General features: G+C 64.8%; 21 protein-coding genes. 9 read left to right on the forward strand and 12 right to left on the reverse strand.

Annotated elements, in window-relative coordinates:
• Window positions 1–5 precede the first annotated feature (5 nt).
• The gene (locus CH268_RS03455) at window positions 6–446 is read left to right on the forward strand and encodes a cupin domain-containing protein (RefSeq protein WP_094662301.1); all 441 of its coding nucleotides are present in this window, start codon (window positions 6–8) and stop codon (window positions 444–446) included.
• On the forward strand, window positions 439–1,257 hold the full coding sequence (locus tag CH268_RS03460; protein WP_057474529.1) for a spermidine synthase: 819 nt from the start codon (window positions 439–441) through the stop codon (window positions 1,255–1,257). The genes CH268_RS03455 and CH268_RS03460 overlap by 8 nt, the downstream gene beginning before the upstream one ends.
• On the opposite strand, the gene CH268_RS03465 is transcribed toward CH268_RS03460, so the two are convergent.
• From CH268_RS03465 to uraD, 5 genes are read right to left on the reverse strand one after another with little or no spacing between them, the layout of a single operon-like run.
• Complete coding sequence (locus CH268_RS03465; RefSeq protein WP_032385163.1) at window positions 1,254–2,015, reverse strand: IclR family transcriptional regulator; 762 nt, start codon at window positions 2,013–2,015, stop codon at window positions 1,254–1,256. The two genes, CH268_RS03460 and CH268_RS03465, sit on opposite strands and share 4 nt — an antisense overlap.
• Before the next feature lie 43 nt (window positions 2,016–2,058).
• A complete protein-coding gene (locus CH268_RS03470; RefSeq protein WP_094662299.1) occupies window positions 2,059–3,459 on the reverse strand; it encodes a nucleobase:cation symporter-2 family protein in 1,401 nt (466 codons plus the stop codon).
• A 12-nt stretch (window positions 3,460–3,471) separates the two neighbouring features.
• Entirely contained in the window at window positions 3,472–4,362 is an 891-nt protein-coding gene (gene pucL / locus CH268_RS03475; protein WP_094662297.1) for a factor-independent urate hydroxylase, read from the reverse strand.
• A 5-nt stretch (window positions 4,363–4,367) separates the two neighbouring features.
• Window positions 4,368–4,706, reverse strand: a complete 339-nt coding sequence (uraH, locus tag CH268_RS03480; protein ID WP_094662295.1) for a hydroxyisourate hydrolase — start codon at window positions 4,704–4,706, stop codon at window positions 4,368–4,370.
• A complete protein-coding gene (gene uraD, locus CH268_RS03485; RefSeq protein WP_255182274.1) occupies window positions 4,699–5,238 on the reverse strand; it encodes a 2-oxo-4-hydroxy-4-carboxy-5-ureidoimidazoline decarboxylase in 540 nt (179 codons plus the stop codon). The genes uraH and uraD overlap by 8 nt, the downstream gene beginning before the upstream one ends.
• Window positions 5,239–5,471: 233 nt before the next feature.
• Here uraD and CH268_RS03490 point away from each other — a divergent pair, with 233 nt between their 5' ends.
• Genes CH268_RS03490 through allB form a run of 7 tightly spaced genes read left to right on the forward strand, consistent with a single transcriptional unit; the run spans window position 5,472 to window position 12,902 of the window.
• Window positions 5,472–5,867, forward strand: a complete 396-nt coding sequence (locus CH268_RS03490; RefSeq protein ID WP_032385160.1) for an allophanate hydrolase-related protein — start codon at window positions 5,472–5,474, stop codon at window positions 5,865–5,867.
• Window positions 5,868–5,879: 12 nt separating this feature from the next.
• Window positions 5,880–6,704 (forward strand): hydroxypyruvate isomerase family protein, encoded by an 825-nt coding sequence (locus tag CH268_RS03495; protein ID WP_094662293.1) that lies wholly within the window; start codon window positions 5,880–5,882, stop codon window positions 6,702–6,704.
• A gap of 9 nt (window positions 6,705–6,713) precedes the next feature.
• The gene (locus tag CH268_RS03500) at window positions 6,714–7,610 is read left to right on the forward strand and encodes a 2-hydroxy-3-oxopropionate reductase (RefSeq protein ID WP_094662291.1); all 897 of its coding nucleotides are present in this window, start codon (window positions 6,714–6,716) and stop codon (window positions 7,608–7,610) included.
• A 1-nt stretch (window position 7,611) separates the two neighbouring features.
• Window positions 7,612–9,411: a glyoxylate carboligase gene (gene gcl, locus CH268_RS03505; protein WP_094662289.1), complete on the forward strand. Its 1,800-nt coding sequence runs from the start codon at window positions 7,612–7,614 to the stop codon at window positions 9,409–9,411.
• Between the two features lie 2 nt (window positions 9,412–9,413).
• Complete coding sequence (locus CH268_RS03510; RefSeq protein WP_094662288.1) at window positions 9,414–10,559, forward strand: glycerate kinase; 1,146 nt, start codon at window positions 9,414–9,416, stop codon at window positions 10,557–10,559.
• Window positions 10,556–11,599, forward strand: a complete 1,044-nt coding sequence (alc, locus tag CH268_RS03515) for an allantoicase (protein ID WP_094662286.1) — start codon at window positions 10,556–10,558, stop codon at window positions 11,597–11,599. The genes CH268_RS03510 and alc overlap by 4 nt, the downstream gene beginning before the upstream one ends.
• On the forward strand, window positions 11,550–12,902 hold the full coding sequence (gene allB / locus CH268_RS03520) for an allantoinase AllB (protein WP_094662284.1): 1,353 nt from the start codon (window positions 11,550–11,552) through the stop codon (window positions 12,900–12,902). Before alc ends, allB begins: the two co-directional genes overlap by 50 nt.
• 25 nt (window positions 12,903–12,927) lie before the next feature.
• Here allB and CH268_RS03525 read toward each other — a convergent pair whose 3' ends face one another.
• The 7 genes from CH268_RS03525 to CH268_RS03555 all read right to left on the reverse strand — a co-directional run bounded on the left by CH268_RS03525 (window position 12,928) and on the right by CH268_RS03555 (window position 22,825).
• On the reverse strand, window positions 12,928–15,033 hold the full coding sequence (locus tag CH268_RS03525) for an HNH endonuclease signature motif containing protein (RefSeq protein ID WP_094662282.1): 2,106 nt from the start codon (window positions 15,031–15,033) through the stop codon (window positions 12,928–12,930).
• A gap of 149 nt (window positions 15,034–15,182) precedes the next feature.
• Window positions 15,183–16,259, reverse strand: coding sequence for an XdhC family protein (locus CH268_RS03530; RefSeq protein WP_217900892.1), 1,077 nt, complete (start codon window positions 16,257–16,259; stop codon window positions 15,183–15,185).
• Window position 16,260: 1 nt separating this feature from the next.
• Complete coding sequence (locus tag CH268_RS03535; protein ID WP_094662280.1) at window positions 16,261–17,703, reverse strand: NCS2 family permease; 1,443 nt, start codon at window positions 17,701–17,703, stop codon at window positions 16,261–16,263.
• 109 nt (window positions 17,704–17,812) lie between these two features.
• A complete protein-coding gene (locus tag CH268_RS03540) occupies window positions 17,813–20,137 on the reverse strand; it encodes a xanthine dehydrogenase family protein molybdopterin-binding subunit (RefSeq protein WP_255182273.1) in 2,325 nt (774 codons plus the stop codon).
• On the reverse strand, window positions 20,134–21,486 hold the full coding sequence (locus CH268_RS03545) for an 8-oxoguanine deaminase (protein ID WP_094662278.1): 1,353 nt from the start codon (window positions 21,484–21,486) through the stop codon (window positions 20,134–20,136). The genes CH268_RS03540 and CH268_RS03545 overlap by 4 nt, the downstream gene beginning before the upstream one ends.
• Window positions 21,483–21,956, reverse strand: coding sequence for a (2Fe-2S)-binding protein (locus CH268_RS03550; RefSeq protein ID WP_032402213.1), 474 nt, complete (start codon window positions 21,954–21,956; stop codon window positions 21,483–21,485). Before CH268_RS03550 ends, CH268_RS03545 begins: the two co-directional genes overlap by 4 nt.
• A 2-nt stretch (window positions 21,957–21,958) precedes the next feature.
• Entirely contained in the window at window positions 21,959–22,825 is an 867-nt protein-coding gene (locus CH268_RS03555; RefSeq protein WP_094662276.1) for an FAD binding domain-containing protein, read from the reverse strand.
• Window positions 22,826–22,867 lie beyond the last annotated feature (42 nt).

Consider the following 22,867-nt stretch of genomic DNA (forward strand, 5'->3'; position numbering starts at 1 on the left):
CCGGCATGACATCGTTGCCCGACTGGGCTCAGAGCCTGGACCTTGCACCCCACCCGGAGGGTGGATGGTTCAAGGAGACCTGGCGCAGCGAGGTCACGATTCCACAGGCAGCTCTGCCCGACGGCTATCCCGGTCCCCGCGTGGCAGGGACGGCAATTCTGTTCCTGCTCATGCCCGGTCAGCAGTCGGCCTGGCACACCGTTCGCGGCACCGAGATGTGGCTCTATCACCGGGGCAGTCCGGTGCAACTCGACCTGGGCAGTGATGGAACCCAGCCGGGTGAGGTGACTTCGCTGCTGGTTGCACCCGAATCTCCGCAGCAGATCGTGCCACCGTCGGTGTGGCAGCGGGCGCGTCCGATGGGCGAGGAGCCGAGCCTGGTCAGCTGCACCGTCACCCCGGGATTCGATTTCGAGGACTTCCGGCTCGAGGACTCCCATGGGTAGGAAGCGTGAGTCCGCTGGAGGGCTGAAGCCCGGCCTGTTCGAAATCGACTCGGGCACCTGCGAACTGGTGCGCGATACGTTCTCCGACGACGGCTGGGTCGTCAACGTCAACGACGTCCCGAGCTCGCACATCGACATGAACGACCCCACAGTCCTCGAGTTCGAGTACATGCGGTGGATCTCGGGACTGGTTCGAGCGCAATGGGATTCGAGCTTCCCGCTGCGGGCTCTGCATCTCGGGGGCGGAGCGTGCACACTGGCGCGCTCGTTCACCGCCGAATTCCCCGGTGCGCGTCAGGTGGTCGTGGAGCTCGACGGGAAGCTCTCGGAGCTGGTTCGTGAATGGTTCGACCTCCCTCGGGCACCGCTGCTGCGTATCCGCGTCGGCGAGGCACGGGCCGTCACCGAGACGCTGAGCGAGAACAGCCGAGACCTGATCGTGCGAGATGTGTTCTCCGGAGCCACAACTCCGACCCCGCTGCTCACCGCCGAGTTCACCGAGCATGTTCGACGCGTTCTCTCGCCCGGCGGCATGTATGTCGTCAACTGCGGTGATCGACGCGATCTCTCGCTCGCGAAGCAAGAGGCGTCGACCATCGGAAGTATATTTCCGCACACGGCGATCGTCGCCGATCCGGCGATGCTCAAGGGCAGGCGCTACGGCAACATCATCATTGCCGGCAGTGACGTCCCGATCGGGGACTCCCCGGCTCTGGCGCGGGAGCTTCTCGGCGGAGCAGTCCCGGCGCATGTGTGGTTGACCGAGCAGGTGCGGTCTTTCGCCCGCGACGCGAGAGTGTTGAAAGATTAAGGCGCTGGGATGTTGCTCGCGAGATCTTTCGCCAGGCGTTCCGCGGCCGAGATCAGCAGGGGTACGAACTGCTCTGCCGACTCGAGCGTGACCCGAGCGGTGGGCCCAGCAATGGACATCGCCGTGAGCGTCGGAGCGCCGATCACCGGAACGGCGAAGCAGCGCACTCCCACTTCCTGCTCACCGTCGTCGACGGCGTACCCGCGTTCGCGGATCAGTGCGAGATCCTCGAGCAACGCATCGAGTGTGGTGATGGTGTTGACGGTGCGTGGGGCCATGCCGAGGCGGCCGACGATCGCGCGGACGGCGTCGTCGTCCAACTGCGACAGCAATGCCTTGCCGACGCCCGTGGAATGCGGTAACACGCGCTGACCGACCTCGTTGAACATCCGCATCGCGTGTTCCGATGGGACCTGCGCGACGTACACGGCCATGTCGTCCTCGAGAAATGCCATGTTCGAGGTCTCGTGGGTGATCCGCACCAGCTCGGCGAGATATGGCTTGGCCCATCCACCGATGAGCTTGGACGCGCTGTCACCCAATCGAATCAGTTTGGTGCCCAATGCATATCGGCGTGACGGCAAACGCCTGACGTAGCCGAGGGAGACAAGGGTGCCGATCAGTCGGTGCACCGTCGGCATCGGCAGGTCGGTGCCCTCGGCGAGTTCGCTGATGCCGATGGATCCGCCCGAGGAGGCCATGATGTCGAGCAACTCGAACGCTCGCTCCACGGACTGCACCCCGCCGCCTGCCGCCACAGTCCACCTCGCACCGTCGTAGTCGTACCCGTCCCGAAGAACTCTACTGGTGATGCCGCGTCGCCACCGGCGGTGCAGCGGTCACCACCGAGGGCGAGGGCTTCTGACCCTTCGTGATGACGTTGAACAGGATGTTCAGCACGACGGCCACGATGCTCGCGGCGCTGATGCCCGAGTCGAGCACCACGTGGACCCAGTCGGGGAAGGCCGCGTAGAAGCCCGGCACGGCGATGGGAACGACCCCGAACCCGATCGCCACGGCCACGATGACGAGGTTGAGATTGCCGTCGAACTCGACCTTGGACAGCGTCCGGATACCGCTGGCCGCCACCGAGCCGAACAACACGATGCCCGCGCCGCCGAGTACCGGCAGTGGAACCGATGCCACGACGAGCCCGAGGACGGGGAAGAGGCCGAGGAACAGCAGCACCGAGCCGCCGGCTGCGACGACGTAGCGACTCTTGATGCCGGTGACGGCCACGAGTCCGACGTTCTGGGCGAACGCACTGGCCGGGAAGGTGCCGAACACGGGAGCGATGGTGGTGGCGACCATGTCTGCTCGAAGTCCGTCGCCGACGCGTCGGGCATCGACGTCGGTACCGACGATCTCACCGACGGCCAGGATGTCCGCGGTGGTCTCGGTCATGATCACCAGGATGACGACGACCATCGACATGATGGCTGCCACCTGGAATGTCGGTGCTCCGAACGCGAACGGCTCGGGGAAGCTGAAGATGGCACCGTCACTCACGCCGGAGAAATCGGCCTTGCCGACCAGGACAGCGAACAGGGTGCCGACGATGATGCCGATGAGGATCGACAGGCGCGAGAGCGTGCCCTGTACGAGCCGGCTCACGAGCAGAACCACCACGAGGCTGAACGCCGCGAGACCGATGTTGGACATCGAGCCCCAGTCGGCGGCCTGCTGATCACCGCCCATCGCCCACCGAACCGCAACGGGCAGTAGCGAGATCCCGATGACGGTGATGATCGTGCCGGTCACCACCGGTGGGAAGAAGCGAACGATCTTGCTGAAGAACGGGGTGATGAGGATGCCGATGGCACCGGCGGCGATGATGGCTCCGAACACCGAGTTCAGTCCACCCGGGCCGCTTGCGATTGCCACCATCGTCGACACCGATGCAAACGAAATTCCCTGTACCAGAGGTAGCTTGGCACCGAAGTAGGGCACTCCGAGTGTCTGCAGCAACGTGGCCGCTCCGCTGACGAACAACGCGGCCGAGACCAGCAGCGCGATCTCGGTGCCGGTCAATCCCGCTGCGCCGCCGACGATCAGAGGTGGTGCGATGACGCCGCCGTACATCGTCAGGATGTGTTGCAATCCGTAGACGTACGACCTGCCGATCGACAAACGCTCGTCCTCGGGACGGGCGGGGTCGTGCGGCGCATGGGTCTTGGTCGACGCGCGTTTCGTCAGCTTCATGTCGGCTCGCTCCTAGCAGAATCCGGGCACGGTATCCCAGGCGCGGCCTGCGTCCGGGGCATCGTCGCGTTCCACCGTGGCCTCGATCAGACCGTAGGGGCGATCCGCGACATAGAAGACCTCACCGGGGTTGTCGAGTCCGAACGGCTCCAGATCGACGAGGAAGTGGTGGATGTTGGGCATCGAGAACTTGATCTCGCCGATCTCGGGATGCGCCTCGAGTACCTGCTTGCCCATCTGGAACAGGCTCTGCTGCAACGCAAGAGAGTGAGTCGATGCGAAGGCGTCGAGCATGATCGAACGGACGTCGTCGAAGGTCTTGTCGAAATCGAGATCGGTGGTGAGGTACCGCCAGCGGGCGCTGACCGACGTCGCGAGGATTCGGTCGGTGGTTTCCTTCAGCGTGGTGTAGCGGTCCTTCGGGTAACCCCAGAACTCCGACGCCGTCGAGTTGAGGACCACGAGGTCGCTGATTCCGGAGACGATGGAGATGTTGTCGCCGTCGACCGTGACGATGGTGTTCCGCTTCTCGTCGCCGGCCTTGACGAAGGAATGGTCGTAGCCGTCTTGACCGTTCGCGATACGCGACCACTGGTATTGCTCGATTTCCCAGCGACCGCCGGTGATCCAGTGGAAGTTGCCGGTGAAGTGCGCGCCGAGACGGAGTGCGAAGTCCTCGATAGCGCCGATGCCGTCGCGGGCGAAGGCGTAGACGGTGTTCTTCTGAGTGTCGGTCGCGACGACGTGGGCGTTGTCGCCTTCGATGTGGACGGCGTCGAGGTCGCCGCGCAGCTGCGAGGTGACGCTGACGTCGGTGATGCGGTGGCGAGGAGTCTCGCGGTCGATACGCACGAGCCTGCATTCGGCCTTGCCGTACTGGTTTGCTCCGAGCACGATGGTCATGGGTTCTAGCTCCCTCGATAGGTGGTGAAAGCGAACGGGCTCAACAGAAGTGGGATGTGGTAGTGCTGGTCGGGTGCGGTGATCTCGAAAGTGACGACCACCTCGGGGTGAAAGCATTCGGTGTGCTGGGCCGCGAAATACGCGCCGGTTGCGAAGGTGAGCCGGTAGGTGCCCGGCGTCAGTTCGCTCGGTCCGAGTGAGGAGACTCTGCCCTGTTCGTCGGTGACGGCGTGGGCTGTCTGTGTACCTGTAGCGTCGGCCAGGGAGATCGATATCCCTTGCGCGGGGACGCCGTTCGCAGCATCGAGCACGTGAGCGGTCACGTGGCTCCTCGGGTCAGGCATTGCCGAGGCTTCCCGTTGCGCGAATCTCGGCGATCTCCCGCAGTTCGTGTTCGACGACGGCTGCCTCGGTCTCGGGGTCGTTGCCGAGCCTGGTCTGCAAAGCGTCGAGAACTGCGTCGGCATCCCGGCCGGCGGCCCTGATCAGGAAGACCTGCCCGAAGCGGTTCTCGTAGGCCAGATTTCCCGCTCGTAGCCGCTGCTCGACGCTCGCGTCGGAGACGTCGACGCCGGATTGTTCGGCGCTCGCGTAGTCCGCACTCGCATCGTGATTGACGGGTTTCTCGCCGATGCGCGGATGTACCGCAAGTGCGCGGTGTACTTCGTCGGCTGTCAAGGGTGCGGCAGCGTGATGAACGGCGTGACGCAGGGCCTGCATGTCGGTGAACGGGCGGGCGCTGATAACTCCCTCGACCCAGCGAGGCACGTCGAGGCAGAGCGAGAGCGTGCGTACCGCATCGGCCTCGGAGGCCGTGTTCAGATCGGCAACGGCTCCGTGTGCCTCTGATTCCGTATTACGAAATGTTGATTCCACCAAACGAGCGTGACACCGATCACACCGACTGTCAAGGGTTGATCCATGGCAGTCCATGTCGAGCCCTTCGGTGTTGCTGCACTGCGGAACTCGGCGGTTCGCGAGGGCCGCCTGGGCGTACGGGTCTTGACAGAGCGACGTGGTGCACGCCACACTCGAAACACATTACGGAATCAATATTCCGCATGACGGACTTTAGCTATGAATAGTCGTCCCCTAGGAGGCACCACTTCATGACGGAACTCTTCTGCAACGGTGGCGCAATGCGCGGTGGCAGCCTGCACCACAACGTCTCGTCCCACCCGTTCGTGGGGACAGTGCGCACCACACCCAACTACCGGTTCTTCTCCGTGCGGGACGAATTCCCGGCGCTGCTGCTCGACCACACCGCCGGCGCGGCCATCGAGGGAGAGCTGTACGACATTCCGCTCGACGACATCCGTACGGCATTCCTCCCGGACGAACCGCCGGAGCTCGAGCTCACCGTGGTTGCGCTCGAGGACGGGCGTTCCGTCCTCGGCGTCGGTCTCCGCCCCGGGGTGCTCGACGCGCAACCGGACGAGCTGACCGACATCACCTATGCCGGCAGCTGGCGTCGATACCGCGGACTGCCGCAACCTCAGAACTGAAAGGCACTGCGCATGAATATCTTTGCTGATTCTCGACTCCAGTACACCGTCAACTGTTCGATCCTCTTCACCGATATCCCCCTCCTCGATCGCCCGCAGCGTGCCCGCGACGCCGGCTTCGAGGCCGTCGAATTCTGGTGGCCGTTCTCGAACCCGGTCCCGTCCGATGCCGACGTCGATGCATTCGTGTCGTCCGTCCGCGATGCGGGCGTACAGCTGACCGGCCTGAACTTCGCCGCAGGAGACATGCCGGCCGGTGATCGCGGAATTCTCTCCGATCCGGCGCAGGTACAGGCGTTCCGCGACAACATCGACGTCACCGTCGGCATCGGCGAGCAGCTGGGCACCAAAGGATTTAATGCCCTGTACGGCAACCGCATCGACGGTGTGGATCCGCTGGATCAGGACGAGGTCGCGATCGAGAACCTGGCCGCCGCAGGCAGAGCCGCCGCGAAGATCGGCGGCGTCGTATTGGTGGAGCCGGTCAGCGGCGCACCCGCCTACCCGCTGAAGTCCGCCGCCGGTGCCGTCGCGACCATCAGACGTGTCGCCCGTGAGCAGGACGTACACAACCTCCGCCTGCTTGCAGACCTCTACCACCTCGCCGTCAACGGAGACGACGTTCCCGCATCACTCGAGTCCCACCACGACCTGATCGGGCACGTACAGATCGCCGACTCCCCGGGCCGCGGTGAGCCGGGAACCGGCAGCCTCGATCTCGGCGGGCAGCTCACCGGTCTCGCAGCACGGGGTTACGACGGCTACGTCGGACTCGAATACAAGGCCACCCAGCCGGATCCGTTCGCGTGGCTCGAACTGGCCACCACTACCAAGTAGGGATTTCACATGAGCACCATTGCATTCATCGGCCTCGGAATCATGGGCAGTCCCATGTCCGTTCACCTCGCGAAGGCCGGCCACCAGGTGGTCGGCTACAACCTGACCCCCGATCGCACGGGTCCTCTGGTCGAGGCCGGCGGCACCGCTGCCGATTCGATCGCCAAGGCCGTCCACGACGCCGACATCGTCGCGATCATGGTCCCCGACTCCCCCGATGTGCAGGACGTTCTCGCCGGTGAAGGCGGTGTGTTCGACAATGCTCGACGCGACGCGCTGATCATCGACTTCTCCAGCATCCGTCCCGACGTCACCGCCACACTGGCCGCCGACGCGACTGCGCGCGGCTTCCGGATCCTCGATGCCCCGGTCTCCGGTGGCCAGGCCGGGGCCGAGAACGCGACGCTGTCGATCATGGTCGGTGGCAGCGCGGACGACTTCCACACGGCCAAACCAATTCTCGACGTTGTCGGTAAGACCGTCGTGCACGTGGGTCCGAGCGGATCCGGGCAGACGGTCAAGGCGGCCAACCAGTTGATCGTGGCCGGCAACATTCAGGTGCTCGCGGAGGCGATCGCGTTCCTCGAGGCCTACGGCGTCGATCTGGCTGCGTCGGTAGAGGTTCTCGGCGGCGGCCTGGCTGGTTCGGCCGTGCTGAACCAGAAGGCCCAGAAGATGCTCGACCGGTCGTTCGAGCCCGGGTTCCGCATCGACCTGCACCACAAGGATCTCGGCATCGTCACCTCGGCTGCGCGTGAAGCGGGCGTCGTGATTCCCATGGGTGCAGTGCTGGCGCAGCTGATGGCCTCCGCCCGCGCCAACGGCGATGGTGGACTTGATCATTCGGCGTTGTACCGCGGTGTCGCTCGCCTCTCGGGCTCCCCGATCACAAGCAAGGACAACTGACATGGCCAAGATGCGCGCGGCAGATGCCGCAGTGAAGATTCTCGAACTCGAAGGTGCAACGACCGCATTCGGCCTACCCGGTGCTGCGATCAACCCGTTCTACGCGGCGATGCGCAATCACGGTGGCATCCGCCACGTGTTGGCCCGCCACGTCGAAGGTGCCTCACACATGGCGGAGGGCTTCACCCGGGCCGCACCGGGGAACATCGGCATCTGTATCGGCACCTCCGGTCCGGCCGGTACCGACATGATCACCGGGCTGTATTCGGCCATGGCCGACTCGATTCCGATCCTCGCCATCACCGGCCAGGCCCCGGTCGCGCGGCTGCACAAAGAAGATTTCCAGGCCGTCGACATCGCGTCGATCGCGGCACCCGTCACCAAGATGGCGATGACGGTGCTCGAGCCGGCCCAGGTTCCCGGTGCCTTCGCGCAGGCATTCCATCTGATGCGGTCCGGTCGCCCCGGTCCGGTGTTGATCGATCTGCCTATCGACGTGCAGCTGGCCGAGATCGACTTCGATCCCGACACGTACCAGTCGCTGCCCGTGCACAAGCCCGTCGCCTCGCGTGCTCAGGCCGAGAAGGCCATCGACATGCTCCTGGCTGCCGAGCGCCCGTTGATCGTGGCCGGCGGCGGCATCATCAACGCCGATGCGTCGGACCTGCTCGTGCAGCTCGCCGAGATCCTCGACGTGCCGGTCATCCCGACGCTGATGGGCTGGGGCACCATCCCGGACGATCACCGCCTCGCGGCGGGCATGGTCGGTCTGCAGACCGCGCACCGATACGGCAACGCAACGCTGCTGGCCTCGGACTTCGTGCTCGGCATCGGAAACCGTTGGGCCAACCGGCATACCGGCGGACTCGACACATACCGCAAGGGCCGGAAGTTCGTCCACGTCGACATCGAGCCGACCCAGATCGGACGCGTCTTCGCACCGGACTACGGCATCATCTCCGACGCCAAGGCAGCCCTCGAGCAGTTCGTCGCCGTCGCCGAAGAGCGTCGTGCTGCAGGGTCACTGCGCGATCTGTCCGGTTGGGTGGACGACTGCGCAACCCGCAAGCGCACGATGCATCGGCGCACGCACTTCGACAACGTGCCGATCAAGCCGCAGCGCGTGTACGAGGAGATGAACAAGGTCTTCGATCGCGATACCCGCTACATCAGCACTATCGGGCTCTCGCAGATCGCGGGCGGTCAGTTCCTGCACGTGTACTCCCCTCGAAACTGGATCAACTGCGGGCAGGCCGGCCCACTCGGCTGGACCATTCCCGCGGCACTGGGTGCGGTAGCTGCTGATCCGACTGCGAATGTCGTTGCCCTGTCCGGCGATTACGACTTCCAGTTCATGATCGAGGAGCTGGCTGTCGGTGCGCAGTTCAATCTGCCGTACGTGCATGTGGTGGTGAACAACTCGTACTTGGGGCTGATCCGGCAGGCGCAGCGCGCCTTCGACATGGACTTCTGCGTGCAGTTGGGATTCGACAACATCAACCACCAGGACACGTTGGACACTGAGCCCGGCATCCCCAAGGGCTACGGCGTCGACCACGTGCAGGTGGCAGAAGGGTTGGGCTGCAAAGCGCTCCGTGTTACCGAGCCCGAACTCATCGGTGAGGCACTCGTGCGGGCCAGGACTCTGGCGAACGAGCACAAGGTCCCCGTCGTCGTGGAAATCATCCTGGAGCGAGTCACCAACATCTCGATGGGTACCGAGATCGACAACGTCGGCGAGTTCGAGGAATTGGCCAACACGTCGGCGGACGCGCCCACTGCACTGCTCCTGCTGGACTAGAGATGACGCGAATTCTGCTGGCTCCCGACAAGTTCAAGGGCTCGCTGTCCGCGGCCGAGGTCGCTCGGGCGTTGGCCGAAGGTCTGGTCGCGGGCGATGCGTCCCTCGAGACGGTGTGCCTACCCGTCGCCGATGGGGGTGACGGCACTGTCGACGCAGCCGTTGCCGCCGGCTGGGACCGGATCGCAGTTACGTGCTCGGGACCGACCGGTGAGCCGGTCGAGACGTCGTACGCCCGTCGCGGTGATACCGCCGTCGTCGAACTGGCATCTGCAGTCGGACTCGAGCTCCTGCCGGACGGACGGCCGGATGCGCTGGGAGCCAGCACGTTCGGACTGGGGACTGTCATCGCGCATGCTCTCGGTGCCGGCTCTGTTTCAGGTGCGCGGCGTATCGTCGTCGGGCTCGGCGGCAGCGCATCCACCGACGGCGGTGCCGGAATGCTCGTCGCACTCGGTGCGCGGATCCTCGATGCCGACGGCAACGACGTCGCGCTCGGCGGTGGTCCACTGCGCGGTGCAGTTCACCTCGATCTGTCCGGCCTGGTGCCTTCGGCTCGGAATGCGGTGTTCGAGTTGGCGTGCGATGTCGACAATCCGTTGCTAGGCCCTACCGGAGCAGCAGCGGTATACGGACCACAGAAGGGTTCCGGACCGCAGGAGCTGCTGTATCTGGAACACGGGATGCGGCAGTGGGCGCATCTTGTGCGCAACGCGATCGGCCGGGATGTCAGTGGGCTCGCCGGCACCGGCGCAGCAGGTGGAACTTCGTTCGGTGCCATGGCTGTACTCGGTGCGGTTGCCAAGCCAGGGATCGAGACGGTGCTCGAGCTGATCGACTTCGGCAGCGCTCTGGCGTCGGCCGATCTGGTCGTCACCGGCGAGGGCTCGCTGGACGAGCAGAGCCTCTACGGCAAGGCACCCATCGGAGTCGCGCACGCAGCGCGCGAAGCGGGTGTTCCGGTGATCACCATAGCCGGGCGCAGCGTCATCGGCCTGGACCGGCTGCGCACTCACGGGATCGTTGCCTCCTATGCGTTGGCCGATCTAGAGCCGGACCCTCGAATCTCCATGCGCGACGCGGCCGCGCTGCTCCACGAGGTAGGCAAAACGATGGCCACCACACACATTTCGGAAGGAATATCATGAGTACCACTCATTTCACCTCCCTGACCGATCTCGCATCGCGGGCACTCGGCGGCAGCGTCTCGGCGGCGAACGACGAACTGTTCGCGCAGCGCGAGAACCTGATCAAGCCCGACGCCCCGCTGTTCGATCCGGCGGACTTCGGCCACAAGGGAAAGGTGTACGACGGCTGGGAGACTCGACGCCGACGTGATGAGGGCGGCCACGACTGGGCGATCGTCCGGCTCGGTGCGCCGGGAATCGTCCACGGTGTAGTGGTCGACACCGCACACTTCACCGGAAACTACCCGCCGTTCGTCTCCGTCGAAGCCGCGTCGATCGAGGGCTACCCGTCCATCGACGATGTGCTGAAGGCAGAGTGGCACACCATTGTCGACAAGTCTGCGGCAGTGGGTGATACAGCGAATACCTACGAGGTAGCCGATCGGCACCGGTGGACGCATGTGCGTCTGTCGATCTACCCCGACGGCGGTGTGGCCCGGTTCCGTGTGCACGGTGAGGTTGTGCAGGATCCGCGCTTCCTCGGCGGCACCATCGATCTGCTCGCCGCCGAGAACGGTGCCAGGCTCACCGACTGCTCCGACGCCTTCTACTCTTCCCCCGCCAACATCATCCTGCCCGGGCGGGCACGCAACATGGGTGAGGGATGGGAGAACTCCCGCCGACGTGGCGGCGGAAACGACTTCGCAGTGTTCGAGCTTGCGGCACCTGGCGCTCCGCGCTTCGTCGAGGTCGACACCAGCTACTACGTCGGCAACGCCCCGGGGTGGGTTCGGCTCAGCGCCATAGATTCTCGTCGCCGACACACCTCCGACCCGACGGCGTGGACCGAGATCCTCGAGCGCACCGCGGTGCAACCGGACACGCGTCACCGCTTCCTGCTCAACGCGAACGAGGCCTACACACACCTGCGGCTCGACGTGTATCCCGATGGCGGCTTGTCCCGATTGCGACTGTTCGGCGAACTGGACGCCGATGCCCTCGACGCGGCAGATGTCGCATGGAAATCCGCCGAGCTCCAGAGTGCCTCCAGTGCAGTCTGATCTGGTCATTCGGGCTGCCCGCGCGGTGATCGATGGGCGTGAGGTGGCGGCGACTGTGTCTGTCTCGAACGGCCGGATCGTCGCAATCGACTCCCTGGATGCCGGCGTATCTGCGAAGACGGTGGTCGAGCTCGGGCCGGGCGAGGTGTTGCTGCCCGGGCTGGTCGACACCCACGTGCACGTCAACGATCCGGGCCGAACCGAATGGGAAGGCTTTGCCAGCGCAACCCGAGCTGCGGCCGCGGGAGGGATCACGACCATCGTCGACATGCCGCTCAACAGCATTCCGCCGACGGTCGATGTTGAGGCGTTGGAGATCAAGCGCAGGGTGGCGGTCGAGAAGTCGGTCGTCAACGTCGGATTCTGGGGTGGGGCAGTTCCTGGCAACGTCGAGCAGCTGCGACCGCTGCACGACGCAGGAGTCTTCGGTTTCAAGTGCTTCCTGTTGGCATCGGGCGTGGACGAGTTCCCACCGCTGACGCTGCCGGAACTGGAGAAGGCGCTGATCGAGATCGCGTCGTTCGACGGGCTGATGATCGTGCATGCCGAGAACGCCGAGGTCATAGCCGAGGCTCCGGCGGCAGTGGGCCGTGAGTACTCGGGATTCCTCGAATCGCGTCCTCGGGCGGCCGAGAACCGGGCCATCGAGCAGGTGATCGAGCTATCCCGTCAGACAGGGTGTCGGGTCCACATTCTGCACTTGTCGAGCGCGGATGCCCTGCCGATGATTGCGGCGGCGAAGCGGGACGGCGTGCGGGTGACCGTCGAAACTTGCCCGCACTACCTGTGTTTCGACGCCGAGGGCGTGCCGGCGGGCGCGACTCAGTTCAAATGCTGCCCGCCGATCCGCGAGGCCGGTAATCGCGAGGCGTTGTGGCAGGGTCTTCACGACGGCACGATCGACACGATCGTCACCGACCACTCCCCCTGCACGCCCGACCTCAAGCGATTCGATACCGGTGACTTCGGCGATGCCTGGGGTGGGATTGCGTCGTTGCAGGTCTCGCTTGCTGCGGTGTGGACCGAGGCGCGTGCCCGTGGGTTCGCGCTGACCGACATCGTGCGGTGGATGGCCACGAACACCGCCGATCAGGTGGGCATGACTGATCGCGGACGCATCGAGGTCGGTTGCGCTGCAGACCTTGTGGTGTTCGCGCCCGACGAGACGTTCACCGTCGACGTGGATCGCCTGTACCACCGCAACCCGGTGAGTGCCTACGATCGGCTTGGACTGTCGGGTGTGGTGAGACGGTCGTGGATCGCAGGTTCGGAATTTTCGACGGGTAGATTGCTGTCGCGATAGACCTCTCTTCTTGGTGTGAACCCGTTCAAAATGGTGGAGGCCCTTCGCTATTCGGGTCCGGCACCGGCTCCGGCTCGAGATTGTCGGGTGGGTCGGGATAGGCGATGATGCCGGATCGTCTGGGTTTGGTAGGGATGCAGGGCCGGAGGCCGTTGCCGAGGATAGGTACGGATGTTCCGTTGGCGGACAGAGTGATTCGAGTGTTCTTCGATGTCGATGTCCACAAGATGGCACCGCCGGGGAGCATGACTGCCTTCCAGTAGCCTGCGGTCTTGACGCTGTGGTGGAACTCGCACAGGCATTGAAGGTTGTTGACGGTGGTCCAGCCGCCGCCCAACGGGTTGGCGTGGTCGAACGGGATCACGTGGTCGAGTTGGCAGCGGTCCGCGGGTCGGTGGCAGCCGGGAAAGCGGCAGTGCCGATCGCGCAGGCGTACTGCGGCGGCGGTGAGGGCGTCGGGCCGATAGATCAGGGCGCGGTCGGTGAGTGGGTCGCGTCGGACGGACTTTCCGAGGGCCGGGTCAGCGGCGATGGCGGCTTCGAGGGCCGCGGCGAGGGACGCGTTGCCGAGGTAGATGCCGGAGGGCGTGCGGTTGGCGGGTGCGTGGCCTGCTGCGGGGGTTGTCCGGTTGCTGCGCTGGATCGCGGAGGGCAGATCGAGGGCAGAGCTGTGCCGTGTGCCTTTGCCGACGGGTGTGTGGGTGCAGAACAGGGCTGCAGCGGAGGCCAGCGATGCCTGGCGGCGCTGGTCGGACGACGCAGCTCCCTCATGGCCGGTCTCCGATGTTGCCTCCGCTAGCGGGTCGGTCACCTGTGCCCCTGCGCGTGTTGCTGCGTGCTTCCGTACAGGATCGGCCGCACCTGCGTCGGGAGTCATCGATGGGTCGGCTGCAGGTACGGGTGCGGACTCGTCGGACTCGTTGCTTACCCCAGCATCGCCGAACTCGTCGACATCGTCTGACAGTGCCGGTGATGAAGTGCTGTCTGTTGCAGGGGCAGGTGAACTGGCAGAAGTCGGTTCGGTCGAGGAATCAGCCTGCCTACCCGAATCCGTGGCCGACCGCATTCCCTCATGAGCATCAGCATTTGCAGCCGAGTCCGCGTCCGCGTCTTCGTCGGTTTCCGCCACTGTTCCCGTCTCGGGTCCTGTTGCAGCTCCCGCCTTCTCACTGTTCGATCGTCGTTCCCACTCCCCGGTCTCCGAGTTCTGCACCGCCAGTCCGAGTTTCTCTGCAAGGGTCACTGCTTCGGTGAGCAGGATCTGCCACTGGCTGTTGCGGGCCAACTCTCGTGCCAGATCAGGATCGATGGAACCGTGCCCGGCCAGATACGCAGGATTCGCCAACAGTCCGATGAGAGTGGCGATGTCGACGGTGATCATCGTCAACGGCACCCGACGATCCGGCAATATGGTCTCGGTCTCGGTCTCGGTCTCGGTCTTCGGGCAGTCCGCGCGTTGGCACAGGCATGCCAGCCGGGGTTCTCCGTGCATCCGGGCCATGAACGCATCGCACAGTCGTTCCTGTTTGCCGCGGGGGTCTTTCGGGCAGAGCGTGTCGGCCATTTCCTCCAGGAGCTGCCATGCGGCTGCGGCTTCGGGGGCGGTCAATTCTGCTCGGATCCGGGCCAATTCCCCAGCTGGGGCGTACGAAACATTGCGGAACTTCTTCGCGAACTCCCGCAACGCTGCCGCTTCCTCCGGTGCGACCCGGAGCAGAATGTCCCAGATCTCCTTCTCCAGTGGACCCGGTGACGACCGGCGGGCCGCCTCGACGATCTCGTCCTCGACCGACTTCACGATGTCGTCGGAGAGGTTGTCGAGAATCCGGCACGCCACCCTCACTCGCGGAAGGTCGATCTCCCCGGCCTCGAATTCTCCCCGAAGCTTCGGCAGACGGGTGCGCAGGGCAACCCCGGCAGAGATGTAGGCCTCGGCGACCGTCGCCGAGCATCCCAACGCGACAGCGAGTTCGGTGCGTCCGTACCGGCTGTACTGCCGATGCTTCGCATCCTGCGCGATGCAGGTGAGGTGGAAGTCGTAGCAGGCAGCGATCTTTCGGGCCGCATGCCGATTCTCTTCCCGCGCGGCAGCGGTCAACGCCTCCAGCGACACGGTCGGTACTGCACCCATTTTTCACCCCCCGGTGAGCAACAATTAAGAACATGTGTTCGAACTGGGGAAAGCGTATCTCGACCTACCGACAAGAAACAGATTTGCCTGACTCAGGCCTTTGAGCAGGCGCTCTGTCCGGGCGGAGTGCGTGGGGGTGTGATGTGGGCCTAAGCGTATTCGGCAGTCTCGGCGTCGTGGTGGATCGGGCCGGCGGTGTGCGTCAATGGCAGCGCACTACCCCCGCGTCTGGCCGCGACGAATTCCGCCGCGATGGCCAGCGCAGTTTCCTCGGGCGTTCGGGCTCCCAGGTCCAAGCCGATGGGCGACTTCAATCGTGCGAGCTCCTGCTCGGTCAATCCGACGTCACGCAATCGGGCCGCGCGATCCTCATGGGTCCGACGCGATCCCATTGCCCCTACGAACGCCACCGGCAGGCGCAGGGCCACCTCGAGCAGCGGCACATCGAATTTGGCGTCGTGAGTGAGTACGCAGATCACCGTGCGGGCATCGACAGTCGTACGTGCCAAGTAGCTGTGCGGCCATTCGGTGACCACCTCGTCGGCATCGGGAAATCGTGCAGCAGTGGCGAATACTGGTCGTGCATCACAGACCGTGACGAGGTATCCGAGAAACTTTCCGACACGCGCCAGCGCTGCGGCGTAATCGATGGCTCCGAAGATCAGCAGCCGCGGGGCGGTGGCGTAGGACTGCACGAACACGTCGAGATCCGGCCGACACCGCACCGAGCGGATGCCGGTACCCCCGGACTCCAGCATCGCCAACGCCTCGCCGACGACAACTGCATCGACGTCCGAAAAACCGGTGGTACCCATGGTTGCCGAGGACGAGACCGCAAGCGACTGCCCGGCCCCGGCGAGCATCGTCACCGTCGCCACTGCAGTGTCCGACGCAACGGCTGCCAACACGGCCCGCGGAGGCCCGAGGCGAACGAACACCTCGATCACTCCCCCACAAGTCAGCCCGACCGCAAAAGCGTCGACGTCGCTGTAGCCGAACGACTCTCGCTTGGACTCGCCGGTTTCGAGAACCTCGCGACACAGCTCGTACACAGCGCCTTCGACGCAGCCACCGGAGACACTGCCGACTGCCTCCCCGTCGGCGCACACCGCCATCGCGGCACCCGGAAGCCGAGGGGCACTTCCGGATACCGCGATGACCGTCGCCACCGCGTAGGCAATGCCTGCGTGGTCCCAGGCGGTCAGACGATCGACGATCTCTTTCACGTTACGAGATTCCCAACGCTTCTTCGATGGGATGCAGGGCGAAGTAGACCAGGAAGATTCCCGACATCAGATACAGCAACCAATGCGTCTCGCGTGCTTTGCCTTTGGCGAGCCGGACGACGGTGTACGAGATGACGCCAGCGGCAACTCCCACGGTGATCGAGTACGTGAAGGGCATCAGCACGATCGTCAGGAAGGCAGGAATCGCGATATCGGTGTTCTGCCAATCGATCTTGCGGACGTGCGTCATCATCAGTGCACCGACCAGAACCAGAGCAGGAGCGGCTGCACCCACCGGTACGACCCCCGCCAGTGGCGTGAAGAAGATCAAGCTAGTCAGCATGCCACCGGTCACGATACTGGCGAGACCGGTTCTCGCACCCTCGGTCACACCGGCCGCGGATTCCACCACGGCGGTGTTCGCCGAACCGTTGATCGCACCGCCGACGATGGCTCCGATGCCGTCGACGGTCAGAATGCGGCTCAACCCTGGCATCTTGCCCTGCTTGTCGACCAGGCCCGCTTCTTCCCCGACTCCGAGGATAGTGCCCATGGCGTCGAAGAATCCGGAGAGTACGAGCGTGAACAGGACGACCGAGGCCGTCACGACACCTGCTCGGGCGAACCCGCCGAACAAGTCGACGTTGAACAACAGATCGAATTGTGGTGTGGCGACGACGGAATCGGGCACCTTGGGCACGACCGGCCCCCACGCCTTCGGATCGATGTCGAAGACGGCATTGAGTACGATCGCCAGATTGGTGGCGACGAAGATCCCGATCAGCATCGCACCGGGCACTCGGCGGACGAACAACATGATCATCAGGATCAGACCGACGCAGAACACGAACACGGGCCACCCGGCCAACTTGCCGAACGTGCCGAGAGTGACTGCGGTGGAGGCGGCTTCGTGATGACCGACGAAACCGGCGTCGACCAGTCCGATAAGGGCGATGAACGCACCGATGCCGACCCCGATCGCCTGCTTGAGCACCAGGGGAATTGCGTCCATGATGAGCTGCCGGACCCCGGTGAGTGCGAAGACGACGATGACGACGCCTTCCAGCACCACCAGACCCATCGCCTGCGGCCACGTCATGTACGGCGCTGCCTGGAACACCACGATGGGCGTCACACCGAGTCCGGCTGCCATCGCGAGGGGCGCGTTTCCGACAACTCCCATCAGGATCGTCGTCAGGCCGGCGGACAGAGCGACCATCGTCGACAGTTGTGCCGCATCGAGCGTCGCACCCGTGACGTCACGGGCATCGCCGATGATCAACGGAATGAGAACGATCAGGTACGCCATGGCCACGAATGTGGTCACACCACCGCGGATCTCGCGCGAGATGGTGGAGCCACGTCCCGTGATGTCGAAGAACTTGTCGATCTGGGATCGACCTCGTCCGCTCCGACGGGTGCTGGGTATGTGTACATCGGTCATGATCGGCCCTCCCAGGGCGTGATCAACCTTGCCGGGCGTCGGGCCGGGCCGACGTGCCGGGGGAGTTGGCGTCGGTGCGGTTGTGCCCTGGAAGGTTTCGTCGAATGAATCAGGGGTTGATGATGTGTTCGGGTCGAACAGGAACGCGCGTCAACGCGAGCCCGGTGGCGTTTCGGATGGCAGCGACGACGGCCGGCGTCGACGAGAGGGTGGGTGGCTCGCCCGCACCGCGAAGACCATACGGTGCCAATGGATCCGGATTCTCGAGGATGTCCAGCTTCATGGGCGGCATGTCGAGAATCGTCGGGATGAGGTAGTCGGTGAACGACGGGTTCTTCACCAAACCGTCGACGACGACGATCTCCTCCATCACCGCAAGACCGAGTCCCTGGGCTGTGCCGCCGTGGATCTGGCCTTCGAGCGAGAGTCGGTTGAGGATCTTGCCGACGTCCTGGACGGCGGCCATCTCGACCACCTTCACGAGCCCGAGATCGACGTCGACGTCCACCACGGCGCGATGCACACACAGGGCGAGCTGGGTGTGGCTCGCGCCCTGCCCGGTCACCGGATTCATTCCGCTGGTGGGGCGATGGTGGAATTCGCGCGTCTGCTCGATGACGCGGTCGCCGAGTACATCCTCGATCGTCGCCAGCACGCCGTCGGTGGTCGAGACGATCTTGCCGCCGTCGAGGCTCAGGTCGGCCACAGCACGTCCGAGGTAGAGGCCGGCGAGGACGAATACCGCCTCGCGGACGGCCTCGCACGCGGTCTTGACGGCACCGCCGGTCATGTACGACTGGCGCGATGCCGAGGATGATCCCGCGTTGCCGACCTTGGTGTCGGCCGGGTGGATGACGACCTTCGTGACGCCGAGTTCGGTGCGCGCGATCTGCGCTTCCAGCGTCACGAGTCCCTGGCCCACCTCGGCGGCAGCGGTGTGGACCAATGCTGTTGCCTCACCGCCGATCACCTCCAGTCGAACGCGGGCGGTGGAGTAGTCGTCGTAGTTCTCGGAGAAGCAGATGTTCTTGATGCCGACGCCGTATCCGATCCCGCGCACGACGCCTTCGCCGTGGGTGGTCTGCGATGCCCCACCCGGCAGATTACGGATGTCCGACGCATCCACGGGGGCAGGCAGTTCCATGGCCTCGGCTCGCGCGAGCATCTCGGCCAGTGGGGCTGGTGCTTCGATGACCTGGCCGGTGGCCAGGATCGATCCCTGGCTGACGGCGTTGATCTGCCGGATCGCCACGGGTCCGATGCCGCAGGCCTCACCGAGCTTGTCCATCATCGACTCGTACGCGAAACATGCCTGCACTGCGCCGAATCCGCGCATCGCGCCACACGGCGGGTTGTTGGTGTACACCCCGTACGCGTCGATCTCGATGTTGGGGATGACGTACGGTCCGACGCCCAGCGATGCCGCATTGCCGACGACGTTGAGGGTAGCGGAGGTGTACGCCCCGCCGTCGAGGATGATCTCGACGTCGGCGAACAGGAGCTTGCCGTCACGGGTGGCGCCGTACTCGTAATGCATCTGCGCCGGATGCCGGTGTACGTGCCCGAAGAACGACTCGTAACGGTTGTAGACGATCTTGACGGGCTTGCCGGTGTGCATGGCGAGCATCGCCGCATGGATCTGCATCGAGAGGTCCTCGCGGCCACCGAATGCTCCGCCGACACCGGCGAGCGTCATCCTGATCTTTTCCTCGGGCAGTCCGAGGCACGGGCCGATCTGGGCGAGGTCGTTGTGCATCCACTGGGTCGCGACGTACAGGTCGATTCCGCCGTCCTCGGCCGGAACAGCCAGTCCCGATTCGGGTCCGAGGAATGCCTGATCCTGGATCCCGACGGCGAAGTCGCTGCTGACGATCACATCCGCGCGGGCACGGGCGGTGGCGACGTTGCCGACGCGCACCGGCTGATGGCGCGCCACTCCGCCGCGCTCTTGCACCTTCGGGTAGTTCGGATCCAGAGCGGCGCGGCGAGCATCGGTGAGTGGCTCGAGCACGTCGTAGACCACGACGATCTTTTCCATTGCGCGCCTGGCGGTTTCGGGATGATCGGCCGCAATCAGAGCAATGGGCTCACCCTCGTGCCGTACCTCGTCGAAGGCCAGTACCGGCTGGTCCCACGTGTGGTCGAGTCCGAAGCACTTGCGTCCCGGTACGTCTTCGTGGGTGAGCACCGCCTCGACGCCGGGCGTTGCCAACGCCTTCGAGATGTCGACCGAAACGATCTTCGCACGCGGATGTGGGCTGCGAAGCGTTGCGCCCCAGAGCATGCCGTCGATGAACAGATCCGAGGAATATGCGAACTCGCCCTTGACCTTCAACGTTCCGTCGGGCCGGAGCGGGCTGTCGCCTACGCGACCGCGGCCCGGGGCGGGGATATCGGCGGGTACTTGCCGGGGTGTAGTGGTCGGGGCGCTCACAGCACGTCCTCCGCGAGTTTCATGAGGCGACGGTGCGCATCGGCACCGGCGCGGCCTATTTCGTCCTGCGGGGCGCTGGTCAGAACATCGTTCTCGACGATCGTTCGACCGCCCACCATCAACCGAGCCAGTGGAGGTGTCTGCCCGTACGCGAATGCCACGACGGGATCGTCGACGGCCGAGTAGAACCCGTCGGTGCGCCAGATCGCGATATCGGCCAGCTTGCCGACCTCGAGCGAACCGATCTCGCTCTGACGGCCCAGTACCGTTGCCCCGCCGATAGTTCCGATCTCGAGTGCCTGACGCGCGGTCAGTGCTGTCGGACCGTACTTGGCTCGCTGCATGTACATCGCCTGGCGGACCTCGCCGGCAAGCGGCACCATCTCGGCCGAAGCGGAACCGTCGACACCGAGGCCGACGGGTGCGCCGGCCGCGAGCAGGTCCGAGATCCGCGCGATGCCTGCGCCCAGACGTGCATTGGAACTCGGGCAGTGCGCAGTGCCGGTGCCGGTGGCCGCCATCTTCGCGATGTCGGAGTCGTGCAGGTGGACCGCGTGGGCGAACCACACGTCGTCACCGAGCCAGCCGACCTGCTCCATGTATTCGACCGGGGTGCAGTTCATCTGGGCCAGGCAGTGCTCCTCCTCGTCGAGGGTCTCGGCCAAGTGGGTATGCAGCCGAACACCTTTCGCGCGAGCGAGCCCGGCGGACTCCACAAGTAGCTCTTTGCTGATGGAGAACGGCGAACATGGCGCGACCGCGATGCGCAGCATCGAACCGAAGGAGGCATCGTGATAGGTGTCGATGGCGTCGGAGGTAGCGGTGAGGATGTCGTCGAGCGACTCGACCACCTCGTCCGGCGGCAATCCGCCGTCGGACACACCCCGGTCCATCGAGCCGCGGCACGGTTGGAACCGCACACCGATGCGCTGGGCCGCGTCGATCTCGGCGGCGAACAGGTCGCCTCGTCCCTGGGGGAAGATGTAGTGATGATCGGTACTGGTGGTACAGCCCGATTTCGCGAGCCATCCCAGCCCGGCTGCGGCAGCACCACCGACCACCTCGGCGTCCATCTTGGACCATGGCTTGTATAGTGCGACAAGCCATTCGAAGAGAGTGTTGTCCTTGGCCAGGCCCTGGGACGCCCACTGGTACAGGTGATGGTGAGTGTTCACCAGGCCGGGGGTGACGAGACAGCCGGAGGCGTCGATCGTCTCGGCCCCGGGGATGATCGGTGCCGTGCCCGATCCGATGGCGCTGATCGTGGTGCCCTCGACGACGAGGTAGCCGTTCGGGATTTCGTCACCGACGATGGGTGCGATGTACGCACCCGAGATGACAGTGGTCATTTTGCCTCGGCCTTTCGTGTCGCAGCGAGCCGAACTGCATCCAGAATCTTCTCGTATCCCGTACAGCGGCAGAGGTTTCCGGCGAGAGACTCACGAATCTCGACGTCCGACGGGTTGGGAACACGCTCGATGAGATCGTGCGCCTGGACTACGAGTCCGGGGGTGCAGAAGCCGCACTGGACGGCTCCGCACTCGACGAACGCCTCCTGCATCGGGTCCAGCTTGTCGCCGTCGGCGAGGCCTTCGACGGTACGGATCTCGCGGCCCTCGACCTGTCCGGCGGCCACCAGGCAGGCGCACGCCGGGATACCGTCGAGATAGACCGTGCACGAACCGCATTCCCCTTGTTCGCACGCGTTCTTCGATCCGGGCAGTCCCATGCGCTCGCGCAGTAGGTACAGCAGACTTTCGCCCTCCCAGACGTCGTCGGCTTCCATGTCTCTTCCGTTGATGGTGCAGTTGACTCGCATGTTCAGGCCACCTTCCGTGCGGCTGTCAGGTCTCGCCATGCCCAGCCCAGCGTTCGCCGGGCCATCACGGACAGGGCGTGCTTGCGGTAATCGGCAGTGCCACGTACGTCGTCGATGGGACTTGCTGCCGCACTGACCAACCGACCGAACCCCTCCGATACCCGAGGATCGAGGGCACCGTCCCACTCGAGTTCGGCCGCGAGGTAGTTCTCGGCATCGTAAGCCCGCCGCGGCGTCGGCGCAGCGGAGCCGAGACCGGTGCCGACGCGGCCGTCCTGTGGAAACAGTGCGATGGAGAACGAGCACACGGCGATGACCATCGCGTTACGGGTGCCGATCTTCGAGAAGTATTGCGGCCCAGCAGCCGGCGCAACGTGAAAGGCTCGGATCAACTCGTCCGGCTCGCACGAATTGCGCTTGACGCCGACGTAGAACTCGGTGGCAGGGATCATCCGCACCCCGCGCTCGGCCGATTCCACTTCCACAGTCGCGCCTGCAGCGAGCAGGGGCGCGTGCAGATCGCCTGCCGGTGACGCGCCCCCGAGATTGCCGCCGACGGTGCCACGATTGCGGATCTGCGGAGATCCGACGGTGCGCGACGCCTGCGCTATCCCGGGAAGGCGATCGCCGAGCTCGGCAATGATGCGGACGTACGGCACGCCTGCCCCGACGCGCAGGGTGCCGTCGGCGAGCTCTTCCCATTCGGTGAGTTCGGTGATCGGGTTCAGGTCGAGCAATCCGCCCGGCCGGTGCAGGTCGAAGTTCATCTCGACCATGACGTCGGTGCCGCCCTGAATAGGGACGACGTCGACGTCGTCGGCTTTGGCGGCCAACGCGTCGCTCCAGGTCTGTGGTCGTAGAAATTCCATCGTGCTGCTCTCCGCTCACGTGTCTTTCGGTCGTGTTCACCC

The organism is Rhodococcus sp. 06-1460-1B (genome assembly GCF_002258475.1).
Taxonomy (GTDB): Bacteria; Actinomycetota; Actinomycetes; order Mycobacteriales; family Mycobacteriaceae; genus Rhodococcoides; species Rhodococcoides fascians.